Origin of the sequence: Siminovitchia sp. FSL W7-1587 (assembly GCF_037963795.1) — a bacterium.
Taxonomy (GTDB): Bacteria; Bacillota; Bacilli; order Bacillales; family Bacillaceae_C; genus Siminovitchia; species Siminovitchia thermophila.
The window spans coordinates 320,607-337,118 of sequence record NZ_CP150169.1 but is presented as its reverse complement, the minus strand read 5'-3'; the positions used below and the strand labels follow the sequence as shown (position 1 = coordinate 337,118).

The following is a 16,512-nucleotide window of genomic DNA, read 5'->3' as shown; positions in this document are numbered from 1 at the left end:
AAGGACGTGAGTTGATTGGATATACATACCATTTCGAGAATAATGTTTAATACCGATAAAGTCCCGGCTGACCAGCCGTTCATACTGCGGGATGGCCAAGTAGTATTTGCCAGAACACTCCGCTTTTTTCCCAATCAGCTGGCAGAAATTCAAATTGGATCCAACCGCTTGATTGCAAAACTGGAGGTTCCTTTGGAAAGCGGAAAGGGATATTGGTTTCAGGCAGCGTTTCAACAAGGAGAATTGCTTTTAAAATTACTGTCGAAAGAAGCCCCTCGCACCCCTGGTCCCATTTCGCTCGATCACTCTCCATTTCCAGAGCAGAAGGGATTGCAAGAGCTTACAAATTTCTTAATGAAGGAACCCGTTCCATTGACGAAAGAGCAAATATTCACTGCTGGAAGATGGCTGAAGACAGTGAATGACCAAAGTTTGGCTATGGATGTCATCCGTTTTATGAGCAGGCAAAACTTACCCTTTATTGACTCGGTGTTTCAATCCCTTTTTGCGGCTGTAAACAAAACATCCTTCACCAATTTAATGTCCTCATTATATGAATCCCTCCAGCAGGAACCAAAAAATGCCCCTCTCGTTCAACAAATCCTTCAGCATCTTGAGGAGCTGCTCCATCATGGCAGCCATCAAGAAAAAGCTCATACAGGAACAGGCAAGGACGTTTTTCAACATCTTATGAGAGCGATTAAGCATACAGGGATCTTTTATGAAGCCAATATGGAACAGCTCAAGCCGGAGTTGGCATTAAAATCCCTTCTTGTAAAATATGTCGGGATCAATGAAGCTGGAAACACTTCGCGAAATTACGCGGAGCAAATTATTTTAAAAATGAACGGACAGCAGCTATTTTCAGCCAATAACACATCTGTTCAGCAAATCGTTTTCACTATTCCTTTAACAGTTTTTCAGCAATACACCGAATTAACAATGCAATGGACAGCAAAGCGGAAACCGGATGGAAAAATAGACGCTGATTATTGTCGGATTTTATTTTACCTTGACCTGCAACATTTAAAGGAAACGGTTGTGGACATGCAAATACAAAACCGGGTCGTCACAGTTACGCTCTTTAACGAATCAGAGGCAATCAAACCCCTGGCGCAAACGCTTATGCCCTTTCTAAAAACTGAATTAAAAAAGTTGGATTATACTTTATCCACGGTGCATATTCGCAAGCCGGCAAACAAAAGCCCTGTCGTAAACCGGCTATCTGGCTTGGAGAGCAATCCGTATACTGGGGTTGATATTCGGATATGAATGAGAAAAATGTAGAACAGAAGAAAGCCATTGCTTTACGGTATGCTGAAAGCGATCAGGCGCCTATCGTATTGGCAAAAGGAACGGGAAAAGTGGCGGAGAAAATTCTGGAAAAGGCGGAAGAAAATAATATTCCGGTGCAGCAAGACCCCACTCTTGCTGAATTGCTGGGACAGCTAAATATCAACGAAGCCATTCCGGAAGAACTATACGGCGCAGTTGCCGAAGTTCTGGCTTTTATCTATCAAATCGACAAGAAAACCGGAGAATCGAAATGAAAAGGCTTTAAGGGTGGACTTCCATTCGCCATTTTAATACAATAAACACGGTAATCTATTTTTTACAGTCTGAGGGAGGACGGAAAATGAATATCCATGAGTATCAAGGTAAAGAGATCCTGAGAAAATACGGCGTATCTGTACCAAATGGAAAAGTGGCATTTACCGTTGATGAAGCGGTCGATGCGGCAAAAGAACTGGGTACGGAAATATGCGTTGTAAAGGCGCAAATCCACGCCGGGGGACGCGGGAAAGCCGGTGGTGTGAAAGTCGCGAAAAATCTAGATGAAGTTCGTACATATGCTGACGAAATACTTGGAAAAACCCTCGTTACTCATCAAACAGGACCGGAAGGAAAAGAAGTAAAACGGTTATTGATTGAGGAAGGCTGCGATATCAAGAAAGAATATTATGTCGGTCTCGTTGTAGATCGCGCCACAGATAGAGTCGTCTTAATGGCATCCGAAGAAGGCGGGATGGACATCGAAGAAGTGGCAGCTAAAACGCCGGAAAAAATATTTAAAGAGGTCGTCGATCCGGTTGTTGGATTAACTGGCTTCCAAGCAAGACGTATTGCATTTAACATAAACATGCCAAAAGAGCTTGTGGGAAAAGCGGCCAAATTTATGATCACTCTCTACAATGCTTTTGTTGATAATGATTGCTCCATTGCGGAAATCAACCCGCTAGTCGTTACAGGCGACGGCAATGTGCTCGCACTTGATGCCAAGCTGAACTTTGATGATAACGCCCTATTCAGGCATAAGGATATTTTGGAATACCGCGATTTGGATGAGGAAGACCCGAAAGAAATTGAAGCTTCCAAATATGACCTGAGCTATATCTCCCTTGATGGGAACATCGGATGCATGGTCAACGGTGCCGGTCTGGCGATGGCTACAATGGACATTATCAAACATTACGGCGGAGATCCTGCAAACTTCCTGGATGTTGGAGGCGGGGCTACCGCGGAGAAAGTAACAGAAGCGTTTAAAATTATTCTTTCCGATGAACATGTGAAAGGGATATTTGTCAACATTTTCGGAGGAATTATGAAGTGTGACATTATTGCAACCGGTGTTGTTGAAGCGGCCAAGCAAGTCGGCTTGAGTGTCCCTCTCGTTGTAAGACTCGAAGGCACGAATGTTGATTTGGGCAAAAAAATATTGAACGAATCCGGACTCAATATCATCGCTGCTGAATCCATGTCTGACGGTGCCCAAAAAATTGTTGAGCTTGTCAGCTAAAAAAACAAAATACATGTACACGATTTGTTTTTCTTTTCGGCTGTACAAAACTGAAAGGAAGGTTAAAAAATCATGAGTGTTTATATAAATAAAGATACAAAAGTGATCGTACAGGGAATTACCGGTTCAACCGCATTATTTCACACAAAACAAATGCTTGAATATGGAACAAAAATTGTCGGGGGAGTAACACCTGGCAAAGGCGGTCAAGAGGTCGAAGGAGTTCCGGTCTTTAACACAGTCGAAGATGCTGTAAAAGCAACTGGTGCAAATGCTTCCGTCATTTATGTTCCTGCTCCATTTGCGGCAGACGCCATTTTGGAAGCTGTCGATGCCGAGCTTGACTTGGTCATCTGCATTACAGAACATATTCCGGTTCTTGATATGGTAAAAGTAAAAAGAGCTATGGAAGGCAAGAAAACACGCCTTGTCGGCCCGAACTGCCCGGGAGTCATTACTCCGGAAGAATGTAAAATCGGCATTATGCCTGGCTATATTCATAAAAAAGGCCACGTAGGCGTCGTCTCCCGCTCGGGAACATTGACATACGAAGCCGTACATCAGCTTTCCCAAGCGGGAGTCGGCCAATCCACTGCGGTCGGAATTGGCGGAGACCCTGTTAACGGCACCGACTTTATCGATGTTTTAACCGCATTCAATGAAGACCCGGAAACAGAGGCGGTCATCATGATCGGGGAAATCGGTGGAACAGCTGAAGAAGACGCGGCCCGCTGGGTAAAAGAAAACATGACAAAGCCGGTTGTCGGATTTATTGGCGGTCGTACAGCACCTCCAGGAAAGCGGATGGGTCATGCGGGAGCCATCATTTCCGGAGGAAAAGGAACCGCTGATGAAAAAATCCGCGTCATGAATGAATGCGGCATAAAAGTAGCGGAAACACCAGCTGTTATTGGTGAAACATTGATCGGCGTCCTTAAGGAAAAAGGGCTGTACGAAAAATGCAAAACGCATGCTTAAAAACGAACGAAAAAGGGATTGGCCCGTTACCATCATGTTGAAGGCTTTTCCCCCAGTTTTTCAAAAATGGCCCCTCATTTTGAGGGGCTGTTATAAAGGAGATGGTATTCATTTTTAAGGAAAGATTGTTACATCTTCTCCATTGTCAATTACCGAATGGCTCCATTAGACACTTGCTGGAATTGGACCCCGATTTATCACAACTCTATTCGATTTCCTTCTCAACACTTCAATCTTTACTCCATTTAGACCCTTCTTCCAAGAAGCGATTTTCGGAGCAATTTTATACAATGGACATGAACAAACTTCTTTCTTTATACCATTCGAACAACATTGCCGTTATCACTTACCGTGACGAAGAATATCCTGAACAATTGAAGGAAGTTTATGATCCGCCGCTCGTTCTGTTTGCCAGAGGAGACACCGCTCTTTTGAAAAGGCCTTCATTAGCGATTGTGGGGGCCCGAAAGGCGGACGATTATGCCAAAAGGTCGATCCGATTGCTGCTTCCTCCGCTTCTTCAAAAAGGATTCATCATCATTAGCGGATTGGCAAGAGGAACCGACAGCATAGCCCATCAACAGACAATGATGATGGGTGGAAAAACAATCGGGGTGTTGGGAGGCGGTTTTTTTCACCTTTACCCGCCTGAAAACAAAACTCTTGCGGAAGAGATGAGTAAACATCATTTGCTCTTGTCCGAATATCCCCCCATCTGGAAGCCGAAAAAGTGGTTTTTCCCGATGCGCAACAGAATTATCAGCGGTCTTGCCAAAGGAACCGTTATAATTCAAGCGAACATAAAGAGCGGTTCTCTGATTACAGCAGACTTTGCTCTAGATGAAGGCAGAGAAGTTTTTGCGGTTCCCGGGCCCATCGACAGTCCTTTGTCAGAAGGGACGAATAGACTGATTAAACAAGGGGCCAAACTCGTATCATCCGGGGAAGACATTTTAGAAGAACTCCTGTTTTGAGGATTTTGTAAAACAATAAAACTTGCATTTTGGCCAAAAGTGGGATAGATTCATCAAAAGAAGCTTTGAACAGGCTGTCACCTTTCGCCTGTTCTATTTATTTCATTGACAAAAGAATAATACATGTATAAGATTTATTCTGATTTCAGTAACTACACCTCTAGGGAGGATTTTTGTATGTCCGATTATTTGGTTATTGTGGAATCGCCTGCAAAGGCGAAAACCATTGAACGATATTTAGGAAAAAAATATAAAGTGAAAGCATCCATGGGGCATGTCCGCGATTTGCCGAAAAGCCAAATGGGTGTAGACATCGAACATAATTACGAACCAAAGTATATTACCATCCGTGGGAAAGGCCCCATTTTAAAAGAATTAAGGACTGCGGCAAAAAAAGCGAAAAAGGTTTATCTTGCAGCTGACCCAGACAGGGAGGGAGAAGCGATTGCCTGGCATCTCGCCCACAGCTTGGATGTTGACATCACTTCCAATTGCCGGGTTATTTTTAACGAAATTACGAAAGATGCCATTAAAGAATCGTTTAAACATCCCCGTCCCATCAACATGGACCTGGTGGACGCACAACAGGCAAGACGGGTTCTGGACAGACTGGTAGGGTACAATATCAGCCCGCTTCTTTGGAAAAAAGTGAAAAAGGGATTGAGCGCCGGAAGGGTGCAATCAGTGGCAGTCAGACTGATCATCGACAGGGAAAATGAAATTAAAAATTTCGTGCCTGAAGAGTACTGGTCCATTGAAGGCAGTTTTAAAAAAGGAAAGGACCCTTTTCAAGCAGCTTTTTACGGAGTTGGCGGCAAGAAAGTAAAACTGACGTCCGAAGAGGACGTCAAAAACATATTGGGAAAAGTCAAAGGCGATCAATTTATAGTAGATACCGTCACTAAAAAAGAAAGAAGACGGAATCCGGCAAAACCGTTTACGACTTCTTCACTGCAACAGGAAGCCGCGAGAAAGCTGAACTTTCGGGCCAAAAAGACGATGATGCTGGCCCAGCAACTATACGAAGGAATTGACTTAGGAAAAGAAGGCACAGTCGGACTGATTACGTATATGAGAACAGATTCCACGAGAATTTCAGATCTGGCCAAAAACGAAGCGGCGGAATACATTACGGCCAGCTACGGGCAAGAATATAAAGGAACCGGCGGCCGGAAAGAGAAAAAGGCTGTCAACACCCAAGACGCCCATGAAGCGATCAGGCCGACAAGTACGATGAGGGAACCGAACTCGGTAAAGGCCTATTTGAGCCGGGATCAGCTTAGATTGTATAAATTGATCTGGGAAAGATTTGTAGCGAGTCAAATGGCTCCGGCTGTCATGGACACGGTGGCAGTCGATTTAAAAAATGGAGAAGTCATATTTCGCGCAACCGGCTCACAGATCAAATTCCCGGGCTTCATGAAGGTTTATGTAGAAGGCACCGATGATCAGCTTGAGGAAAAGGAAAATGTCCTGCCGGCTTTTTCCGAAGGAGAGCATGTAAAAGCTGAGAAACTTGATCCGAAACAGCATTTTACGCAGCCACCTCCACGGTATACGGAAGCAAGGCTTGTCAAAGCACTTGAAGAGCTTGGAATCGGAAGGCCATCCACTTATGCGCCTACATTGGACACGATCCAAAAACGCGGCTATGTCGCTCTTGACAACCGCCGTTTTGTACCGACAGAACTCGGTGAAATTGTTTTGGAGCTGATTATGGAGTTTTTTCCGGAAATTTTGGATGTGGAATTTACGGCAAAAATGGAATCCAATTTGGATGAAATTGAAGAAGGCCAGCTTGTCTGGGTAAAACTGATTGATGACTTTTATAAAGGCTTTGAGAAAAACCTGAAAAAAGCAGAAGAGGAAATGAAGGAAGTAGAAATCAAAGATGAATACGCAGGCGAGGATTGTGAAAAATGCGGCAATCCGATGGTCATAAAAATGGGCCGGTACGGAAAATTCATGGCTTGCAGTAACTTCCCGGATTGCAGAAACACAAAGCCGATTGTAAAACATATTGGTGTTCAATGCCCGAAATGCCATAAAGGCAGTATTGTTGAAAGAAAAAGCAAGAAAAAAAGAATATTTTTTGGCTGTGACCGCTATCCGGAGTGTGATTTCTTGTCTTGGGATAAGCCGCTTGAAAGACCTTGTCCTAAATGTGAAGGCTTGCTTGTAGAGAAAAAATTGAAAAAAGGCAAACAGGTGCAATGTTCAAATTGTACCTATAAAGAACAACCGCAAGAGTAATGTGAAGCGAGCACTGGCTCGCTTTTTTCTATGAATGTAAAAAATGCACGATCCATAAGCTCATTGTTGTTATTTCTGAATTATTTAGGGTAAAATGCAATAGGGATGTGGAAATAGTGGAGTTTGTGAATGATTGATCATTATCAGGAGGTAAATAGATGACGCAATCTGTTAATATAGTCGGGGCAGGGCTCGCTGGCAGTGAAGCTGCCTGGCAGTTGGCGAAAAGGGGCGTCCCCGTTCATTTATACGAGATGAGACCTGCAAAACAGACACCTGCACACCATACGGATAAATTTGCCGAATTGGTCTGTTCCAATTCTCTAAGGGCCAACTCCTTAACGAACGCAGTCGGTGTACTGAAAGAAGAGATGAGAATCCTCGACTCGCTTATCATTGAAGCGGCCGACTCGGCTTCCGTACCTGCCGGAGGCGCTTTGGCCGTCGACCGTCATGAATTTGCCGGTTATGTAACCGAGAAGATTCGTAACCACCCGCTCATAACGGTTTATAACGAAGAAATAACAGAAATACCTACAGGGCTTACCATTATCGCAACGGGACCATTGACGAGCCCGGGCCTTTCTGAAAAATTAAAACAACTGACCGGAGAAGAATATTTATATTTTTACGATGCCGCCGCGCCCATTGTGGAAAAAGACAGCATTGACATGGATAAAGTTTACTTAAAGTCACGATACGACAAAGGAGAAGCAGCATACTTGAACTGCCCCATGAATGAGGAGGAATTCGATCGCTTTTATGAAGCGTTAATCGAAGCGGAAACCGTCCCATTGAAAGAATTTGAAAAAGAAATGTTCTTTGAAGGCTGTATGCCGATCGAAGTCATGGCCAAAAGGGGCAAAAAGACGATGTTGTTTGGACCGCTGAAGCCGGTAGGTTTGGAAGATCCACGTACTGGAAAAACACCTTATGCCGTTGTCCAACTTCGACAAGATGATGCAGCAGGAACGCTATACAATATGGTGGGATTTCAGACCCATATGAAATGGGGACCCCAAAAGGAAGTCATCCAACTGATTCCCGGCTTGGAGAAGGTTGAAATTGTCCGTTATGGCGTCATGCACCGAAATACGTTTATTAATTCGCCCAAGGTGCTTAAAAACACCTATCAGTTTAAGGAAAAAGAAACAGTATTCTTTGCCGGACAAATGACAGGAGTGGAGGGCTATGTCGAATCGGCAGCGAGCGGGCTTGTTGCAGGAATCAATGCCGCCATGCTATCCAGTGGAAAAGAACCGCTTGTCTTTCCGAAGGAAACGGCCATCGGAAGTTTGGCCAACTATATCACAACAACAGGAGCGAAAAGCTTTCAGCCAATGAATGTAAACTTCGGGCTTTTTCCCGAACTCCCACAAAAAGTAAGGAACAAAAAGCAGCGAATCGAACAATATGCGCAAAGAGCATTAGCTACCATTCAAAACTTTATGGAAGTTGCGCCGATAAATGAATTGTGATAATATTTAGAAGGCTTCCGAAAGAGGGATTACATATGGTGCATAAAGCGGTACAATCATTTTTAGAGTATATGCAAATTGAGAAAAGCCATTCCTCTTATACAATTCAGTTTTATAAAAAAGATATTGACGAATTCATCCATTTTATGAAAGAGAACGGAATCGGGTCGTTTAAAGAAGTTGAATACCTAGATGCGCGCTTATATGTGACCACTTTATATGAAAAGAAATATGCCAGAACGAGCGCAGCCAGGAAAATTTCAAGTTTACGAAGCTTTTTCAAATACTGTTTGAGAGAAAAACTGGTATCTGAAAATCCCTTTCTGTTGGTTATTCAACCAAAACTCGGGGTCAAGCTTCCCAGCTTTCTCTATGAAGAAGAAATGGAGCAGCTTTTTCTCGCCTGTGATGTTTCCACCCCATTAGGAAAAAGAAATCGGGCGCTATTGGAGCTGATGTACGCTACGGGCATCAGGGTAAGTGAATGTGCGGAAATTGAAGACAAAGACATTGACTTCGACTTTTCTACAGTCCTGGTGAAGGGAAAGGGAAGAAAAGAACGCTACATTCCTTTTGGCGATTTTGCCAGGGAGGCATTGCTGATATATATTGAAAAAGGAAGAAACGAACTGGTAAAACAGCCCTCTGCCCACAACAGACTGTTTGTCAATGCGCGGGGTGGACCGCTGACTCCAAGGGGAATCCGTTATATATTAACCGAATTAATGAAAAAGGCGTCATTGAATGGGAAATTGCATCCGCATATGATCCGTCATAGTTTTGCGACACACTTGCTGAATAATGGCGCCGATATGAGAACAGTGCAGGAGCTTTTAGGCCACTCGCATTTATCGTCCACTCAAGTGTATACACATGTAACGAAAGAACATTTGCGAAAAACATACATGAATTTTCACCCGAGAGCGTAGCGGGGTAGAAGGAGAGATTCCGATGGATCAATTTCATGCAACGACGATTTTTGCCGTTCATCATAATGGCAAGTGTGCGATGGCAGGTGATGGGCAGGTAACTTTTGGTAATGCCGTCGTCATGAAACATACTGCCCGCAAAGTACGTACATTATTTCATGGAAAAGTTCTCGCCGGGTTTGCCGGATCTGTTGCAGATGCATTTACGCTTTTTGAAAAATTTGAAGGAAAACTCGAAGAATTCAATGGCAACCTTCAACGGTCTGCGGTGGAGCTTGCCAAAGAATGGCGCAGTGATAAAATATTGCGCAAGCTTGAAGCGATGTTAATTGTGATGGACAAAGACAACTTGCTCCTCATATCCGGAACAGGCGAAGTGATTGAACCGGATGACGGGATTCTGGCCATCGGTTCCGGGGGAAACTATGCGCTTGCCGCTGGCAGGGCCCTGAAACATTATGCTGGCGAACATTTATCAGCTAAAGAAATGGCAAAGGCGGCATTGGAAATTGCAGCCGATATTTGTGTCTACACAAATCGACAAATAATTGTCGAAGAATTGTAACACATGTCGGCTGCTCAATGCGGTACTGTATGTAAGGAGGGACTAATTTGCCAATTTTGAATAAAGGGAATGACTTAACTCCAAGACAGATTGTTGAGCGGCTTGATCAATATATCATTGGGCAAAAAGAAGCGAAGCGTGCTGTTGCTGTTGCGTTGAGGAATCGCTATCGGCGAGGACTTTTACAAGAAGATCTACGGGATGAAATTGTCCCCAAAAACATTTTGATGATAGGCCCTACGGGTGTCGGTAAAACCGAGATTGCCCGCAGACTGGCTAAAATGACGGGAGCGCCTTTTGTAAAAGTGGAAGCAACCAAATTTACAGAAGTAGGCTATGTCGGCAGAGATGTTGAGTCGATGATTCGCGACCTCATGGAAACGTCCATCCGGATCGTAAAAGAAGAAAAAATGCTGGATGTGAAGGAACGTGCGGAAGAGCAGGCGAACAAACGACTCGTAAAACTTCTTGTCCCCGACAAGAAAAAAGCGGAGGGTTTTAAAAATCCCTTCGAAATGATCTTTGGGGGAGCGCAACAAGGCGAGACGACCGATTCTGCTAATGAGCAGGAAGAAATGAGCATCCGTGAGAAGCGGAGGATCATTGCGCAAAAGCTTGCGGACGGAGAACTCGAAAATGAAATCGTCCAAGTGGAAGTTGAGGAACAGCAACCATCTATGTTTGATCTTTTCCAAGGTTCGGGCATGGAGCAAATGGGAATGAATATGCAGGATGCATTAAGCAACCTCATGCCTAAACGCATGAAAAAAAGGAAACTTCCCGTAAAAGATGCACGAATTGTTTTAACAAACGATGAAGCCCAAAAATTGATTGATATGGATGAAGTTACGCAAACAGCTATCCAAAGAGCGGAGCAAACAGGCATCATCTTTATTGATGAAATTGACAAAATTGCCAGCAGAGGAAATCAATCTTCATCTGCAGACGTATCAAGGGAAGGTGTTCAGAGGGATATTTTACCAATCGTGGAAGGCTCCACGGTCATAACAAAATATGGCCCCGTCAAAACGGATTATATTTTGTTTATAGCTGCGGGCGCATTTCATATGGCAAAGCCGTCTGATTTAATTCCAGAACTTCAAGGGCGCTTTCCAATCAGGGTGGAACTTGAAAAATTGACCGTAAATGATTTCGTCAAAATTTTAACCGAACCCGATAATGCATTAATTAAGCAATATACGGCATTATTGGAAACGGAAGGTATACAAATAGAATTTTCAGACGATGCTATTAACAGGCTTGCGGAAATTGCTTTTGAGGTGAATCAAAATACGGATAACATTGGTGCCAGGCGCCTCCATACAATCATGGAAAAATTATTGGAAGATTTATCATTTGAAGCACCAGATATTACGCTTGAAAAAGTGGAAATCACACCGCAGTATGTTGACCAAAAACTCGCAGTAATCTCGGAAGACAAAGATTTAAGCCAATTTATTCTTTAATATTGTTGGAAGTAGAGTCTAATTAACCGTTAGGAGGAGAAACAATGGAACTATTATCAAGAACAAGAACAATTAACGCAATGCTTCAAAAAGCAGCCGGAAAACCAGTCAACTTTAAGGAAATGGCCGAAACATTATGTGATGTTATCGATACAAATGTATATGTATTAAGCCGGCGGGGAAAGGTGCTTGGTTATGCAATCCGCCAACAAATTGAAAATGACAGAATGAAAAAAATGCTTGAGGATCGCCAATTTCCCGAAGATTACACGAAAAATCTGTTTAACATTACAGAAACTTCATCAAACCTTGATGTAAACAGCCCATACACGGCATTTCCTGAAGAAAGCAAAGATTTATTTGCGACGGGTTTAACAACGATTGTTCCGATCAATGGTGGTGGTGAGCGCTTGGGCACACTGATCTTGGCCAGATTGGATCAGGAGTTCGACAACGATGATCTGATTTTAGCAGAATACGGCGCGACAGTTGTAGGAATGGAAATCCTTCGTGAAAAAGCCGAGGAAATTGAAGAAGAGGCCCGCAGCAAAGCCGTTGTTCAAATGGCCATCAGTTCATTGTCTTACAGTGAATTAGAGGCGATTGAACATATTTTTGAGGAACTCAATGGTACGGAAGGATTGCTTGTCGCATCCAAAATTGCCGACCGTGTTGGTATTACCCGGTCTGTCATTGTCAACGCATTGAGAAAGCTGGAAAGCGCGGGAGTAATCGAATCCCGCTCGCTTGGAATGAAAGGAACATACATTAAAGTATTGAACTCAAAATTCCTCGTAGAATTGGACAAATTAAAATCAAACTAATATCAGCGCCGGGATTTTCCCGGCGTTTTTTATGTTAGTATGATATGGAAGCGACATGTATATGAAATGCCCAGATTCGCTAAAACAGCACATTGAAGTATACAAGTGATGCACGGGGCCAACGCCGGATGGACAAGCCGCTGAACTGGATGTCCTAGTGTATGAAAAGCGACACAGACGTGTCAGCAGCTGAATTGGACATTTCCGTTCCAGTGCAGGCGAAGCGGGCGCTGACTTCGTCCCATATCACAGTACGAAGGAAAAGCGCTTTGTTTCGACCTCGATAAGATGGGTGCGTGTTTTAAAAAAGTGATTCGATCATGGTCTAGATTGGTTTAATGATATGATCTCCATATTCCCATGAGAATGGCTTGGATCGATCATAAGAAGATATTGCATATGTTCTATTATTTGACCAACCCGTCATGATATCCTAAAAACATGAAGGAATGTCGCATGGTCTGCCACATGGTGGTGCGTGAAGCGAAAGGGATCTTGCTGTTATAATGGAGGAAACGGGATTTGCTGCCGAGTCGGTTATCATTGCAGTTTTTTGCATGAATGCTGTTCCATAAAGAAGTCTGAAGAAATTTCGCAAGAGGAATATATCATAAAAGTCGAACGGATGGATTTGGAAGATGCTCACCGTAATATCCAGAAAGAATAACATCGTGACGCTGAGATAAAAACATAAATGTCACTCTACAGTTAGTACCATCCATTCACATTGTAAGAGCATGTTTTGAAAAAGATGTATCTAAACATGCTCTTTCTCTTTGCTTATATCAAGGTCAAAGGGTTATTTTACAGCTCCCCAACAAGATAAAAAAAGACCTTGTTGTCATAAAAACAGGAAAGTTGTCGAATTTTGCTGAGTGCCAGCAAGGTTTTCAGCCGTAGAGCAAATGGTATTTTACCCTAAGAAAAAACTTGAAAAAACGGAAGGGAAAAAACATGGAAATGAATGAACGCTAGTGCTGGCTCTAACATATAAAAAGTCCTAGTACCACCGACGTCGCAGAAGAAGCGGTTTAGATGTAAAAAATGCCATAAAAAGGAAAAATACAGCATTTTGAAGGTCTGAAAGTGTTCGGGCGACAGGTGCTAAAGGCAAGTATAGGCTGTTGGTCATAAGTCAAAATACTGGTATGACTAAAAAGGTCGACTTTTTGAAATTTGACCTGTATTTCTCGATAACATATGGATTTCTTACTCTTTTTCATAAAAAAATGAAAATCATATCAATTGTTTTCACTTTACGTTTTGATGTAATTTTTAATACATTTTTGCAATAAAATGTCACAAAACAATCTCATTTTCATAGAACTAAAGTACCATTTTTCACCTTTTTACCCCTTAAACCCGCAAAAAAGTATCGACATCTATAGACGTAATATGACATTCAGATTACAATAGTAGTAAGTTTAGGAGAAACATGAAAAAAATGGATGGTGTTTTGTATGACATTATTCTCTGGAATCTTCCCGACCCTAGAGGCTTCACTGAAGTATTCCACTATTAAGCATGAGGTGTCATCCCAGAATATTGCAAACGCGGATACACCGAACTACAAGGGGAAACGAGTAAGTTTTAAAAAGGCATTGGATAACTCTGTTGCAAACATGAAAAGTCATAGGACAGATCCACGACATTTTACATTGAAGTCTGATTTGCACCCGACCACCGGCATTGATAATGTACGTGTCCAATATCGCCATGATGGAAATAGCGTGGACATAGATAAAGAAATGTCGGATCTTGCGGCAAACCAAATTTACTTTAATGCAATATCAGACAGATTGAATGGAAAATTCAATTCACTAAAAAATGTTATAAAAGGAGGTAGATAAAATGTTTCATTCGTTAAATATTTCCTCCTCGGCTCTCACTGCCCAACGTCTAAGGATGGACACAATCTCGTCGAATATGGCGAATGTAGATACGACGCGCGGCAGAATGGTAGATGGCCAATGGCAGCCTTACAGGCGCAAGATGGTAGTGATGCAGCCGCAGGACACATCCTTTTCATCCATTTTCAACAAAGCTGTCAGTTCAAAAAGTAATGAAAAAATGCACAATGGCGTAAAGGTGTCACGTATCATTGAAGATCAAACGCCCTACCGTGCAGTATTTGATCCGGTTCACCCGGATGCAGACGAAGATGGGTATGTGTACTATCCAAATGTTGACCCCCTGAAAGAAATGGTGGACCTGGTCGGTACCACCCGATCCTATGAAGCAAATGTAACTGTTCTCAATGCGACAAAAGGAATGTTAATGAAAGCTCTAGAAATTGGAAAATAGAGGAGAATGACACTGAATGGAAGTACAGCTACTAAATTCACAATTAGTAAACTCGAACCCTGGCAATCAAACAAGCAAAGCAATGCAGGGGGCCGGTCAGGAAAACGGATTTGGCACTTATTTGAAAAAAGCTTTAAATGAGGTAAATAATCTTCAGCTAGAATCTGATGTGGCGACAAAAAAGTTGGCTGCGGGAGAAAAGATAGAATTGCATGAAGTAATGATCGCATCACAAAAAGCATCCGTTTCCATGCAAGCGGCATTGGAAATCAGAAACAAAGCAGTAGAAGCATATCAAGAAATCATGAGGATGCAAGTGTAATATTTAAGGGGATATTCGATGAGGGAGAAACTGGAAAAGCAACTACAATACATAAAAAACTTTTGGGTGGAGCGATCTAAGAAGCAAAAAATACTGTTTATCTCATTGCTCGTTATTGGCCTGTTATTGGTTGTGGGCTTAACTTACATATTCAATCGGCCGTCAATGGTTCCCTTGTATACAAACTTAAAGGCCGCCGAAACCGGCTCAATCAAGGAAAACCTGGATTCCAAAGGAATTAAGTCGGAAATCACAGACGATGGAACAACAATAAAGGTGCCAGAGGGACAGGCTGAGTCATTAATGGTTGAGTTAGCAGCGGAAGGAATTCCGAAGTCGGGTAATATCGATTATTCTTTCTTTAGCGACAATGCAAGTTTTGGGATGACAGACAATGAATTTAATGTCATTAAATTGGATGCAATGCAAAATGAGCTGTCGGAAATGATAGCTAGCGTCGAGGGTGTTGATGAAGCAAAAGTGATGATCAACATACCTGAGAAAAGCGTTTTCGTAAAAGAAGGAGATGAAAAAGCAACTGCTTCCATTGTCCTTCAAACTCAACCCGGTCACGAATTTACTGAAAAGCAAATACGGTCTTTATATCATCTTGTATCAAAAAGCGTGCCCAATCTTCCAACTGAGAATATTGTGATAAGAAACCAATATTTGGAGTATTACGACTTGGAAGAAAGCGGCCTTGCTGATAACAGATTAGATCAGCAAATGAAAATCAAGGATAAAATTGAAAAGAATATTCAAAGACAAGTTCAACAAATGCTTGGCACGTTAACGGGATTTGACAAAGTGGTCACTCTTGTTACAGCCGATATTGACTTTTCCCAAGAAAACAGGGAGGAGAACTTGGTTACACCTGTAGACGAAGAAAATATGCGCGGAATTGCCATTAGCGCCCAAAGAATAAATGAAGCTTATACAGGAGAAGAGGGTGTTCCTGGCGGAGTGCCTCAAGCAAGTGATCCAGCAGACGCCGGCGCCAATCAATACGTTGAAGGTGCTGGAAATAACGGGGAATATGAGAAGTCCGAAGAGACGATTAATTATGAAGTAAACAAAGTCCGCAAGGAAATCGTCGAAAGTCCTTATAAAATACGGGATTTGGGGATACAAGTGATGGTCGAGCCGCCAGACCCGGAAGATGAAAACTCTTTTCCGGAAGAGCGAGTCGACGATATTCGTGATATCCTCTCTACTGTTGTCAGGACTTCAATTGACAAAGATCCGGATGTGGAAGTAACGGATGAAGAGATTGAAAACAAGGTTGTCGTATCTGTGCAGCCGTTTAATGGAAAAACAGCCATGGATGAGGAAGCCAAAGGAAGCCTACTGCCTTGGTGGGCATATATCATATTTGGACTACTTGTGGCCATCATAGCAACTTTGATATTTTTATGGATTCGATCTTCTAAATCAAGGGAAGAAGCCGAAGAAGTGGAAGTTGTGGAACAACCGGAAGACACTAACGCAGACACGGATATGAAAGCCGAACTGGAACCATTTGAACACCGTAAACAGCTGGAAGTATTTGCGCAAGAAAAGCCCGAACAATTTGCGGAGCTGCTTCGCACGTGGCTGGCTGACGATGAGGAGGCATGACGCAT

15 protein-coding genes are annotated in these 16,512 nt (G+C 42.8%); all 15 read left to right on the top strand.

Annotation, left to right across the window (positions count from 1 at the left end; translation table 11 throughout):
- The first annotated feature begins 15 nt into the window (after positions 1-15).
- A complete protein-coding gene (locus tag NST31_RS01585) occupies positions 16-1,272 on the top strand; it encodes a hypothetical protein (RefSeq protein ID WP_339163501.1) in 1,257 nt (418 codons plus the stop codon).
- Positions 1,269-1,550, top strand: a complete 282-nt coding sequence (locus tag NST31_RS01580; protein WP_077111742.1) for an EscU/YscU/HrcU family type III secretion system export apparatus switch protein — start codon at positions 1,269-1,271, stop codon at positions 1,548-1,550. Before NST31_RS01585 ends, NST31_RS01580 begins: the two co-directional genes overlap by 4 nt.
- A gap of 86 nt (positions 1,551-1,636) precedes the next feature.
- Complete coding sequence (gene sucC, locus NST31_RS01575) at positions 1,637-2,797, top strand: ADP-forming succinate--CoA ligase subunit beta (RefSeq protein ID WP_077111741.1); 1,161 nt, start codon at positions 1,637-1,639, stop codon at positions 2,795-2,797.
- A gap of 72 nt (positions 2,798-2,869) precedes the next feature.
- Positions 2,870-3,775, top strand: a complete 906-nt coding sequence (gene sucD, locus NST31_RS01570; RefSeq protein WP_339163499.1) for a succinate--CoA ligase subunit alpha — start codon at positions 2,870-2,872, stop codon at positions 3,773-3,775.
- Positions 3,776-3,876: 101 nt separating this feature from the next.
- A complete protein-coding gene (gene dprA / locus NST31_RS01565) occupies positions 3,877-4,749 on the top strand; it encodes a DNA-processing protein DprA (protein ID WP_077111739.1) in 873 nt (290 codons plus the stop codon).
- Positions 4,750-4,926: 177 nt separating this feature from the next.
- Positions 4,927-7,002 (top strand): type I DNA topoisomerase, encoded by a 2,076-nt coding sequence (gene topA, locus NST31_RS01560; protein ID WP_077111738.1) that lies wholly within the window; start codon positions 4,927-4,929, stop codon positions 7,000-7,002.
- Positions 7,003-7,160: 158 nt separating this feature from the next.
- Positions 7,161-8,480 carry an FADH(2)-oxidizing methylenetetrahydrofolate--tRNA-(uracil(54)-C(5))-methyltransferase TrmFO gene (trmFO, locus tag NST31_RS01555; protein ID WP_077111737.1) on the top strand — a complete coding sequence of 440 codons (1,320 nt, stop codon included), beginning with the start codon at positions 7,161-7,163 and terminating at the stop codon, positions 8,478-8,480.
- A gap of 35 nt (positions 8,481-8,515) precedes the next feature.
- Positions 8,516-9,409 (top strand): tyrosine recombinase XerC, encoded by an 894-nt coding sequence (xerC, locus tag NST31_RS01550; protein WP_339163495.1) that lies wholly within the window; start codon positions 8,516-8,518, stop codon positions 9,407-9,409.
- Positions 9,410-9,431: 22 nt separating this feature from the next.
- Positions 9,432-9,974, top strand: coding sequence for an ATP-dependent protease subunit HslV (gene hslV / locus NST31_RS01545; RefSeq protein ID WP_077111735.1), 543 nt, complete (start codon positions 9,432-9,434; stop codon positions 9,972-9,974).
- A 56-nt stretch (positions 9,975-10,030) separates the two neighbouring features.
- Positions 10,031-11,440 carry an HslU--HslV peptidase ATPase subunit gene (hslU, locus tag NST31_RS01540; protein ID WP_339165455.1) on the top strand — a complete coding sequence of 470 codons (1,410 nt, stop codon included), beginning with the start codon at positions 10,031-10,033 and terminating at the stop codon, positions 11,438-11,440.
- Positions 11,441-11,484: 44 nt separating this feature from the next.
- Positions 11,485-12,264: a GTP-sensing pleiotropic transcriptional regulator CodY gene (gene codY, locus NST31_RS01535; RefSeq protein ID WP_077111734.1), complete on the top strand. Its 780-nt coding sequence runs from the start codon at positions 11,485-11,487 to the stop codon at positions 12,262-12,264.
- Positions 12,265-13,724: 1,460 nt separating this feature from the next.
- Complete coding sequence (gene flgB / locus NST31_RS01530; RefSeq protein ID WP_077111733.1) at positions 13,725-14,114, top strand: flagellar basal body rod protein FlgB; 390 nt, start codon at positions 13,725-13,727, stop codon at positions 14,112-14,114.
- Between the two features lies 1 nt (position 14,115).
- Positions 14,116-14,568: a flagellar basal body rod protein FlgC gene (gene flgC, locus NST31_RS01525; RefSeq protein ID WP_077111732.1), complete on the top strand. Its 453-nt coding sequence runs from the start codon at positions 14,116-14,118 to the stop codon at positions 14,566-14,568.
- A gap of 16 nt (positions 14,569-14,584) precedes the next feature.
- A complete protein-coding gene (fliE, locus tag NST31_RS01520; protein WP_077111731.1) occupies positions 14,585-14,890 on the top strand; it encodes a flagellar hook-basal body complex protein FliE in 306 nt (101 codons plus the stop codon).
- 18 nt (positions 14,891-14,908) lie between these two features.
- Positions 14,909-16,507, top strand: coding sequence for a flagellar basal-body MS-ring/collar protein FliF (gene fliF, locus NST31_RS01515; protein WP_077111730.1), 1,599 nt, complete (start codon positions 14,909-14,911; stop codon positions 16,505-16,507).
- The last annotated feature ends 5 nt before the right edge of the window (positions 16,508-16,512 follow it).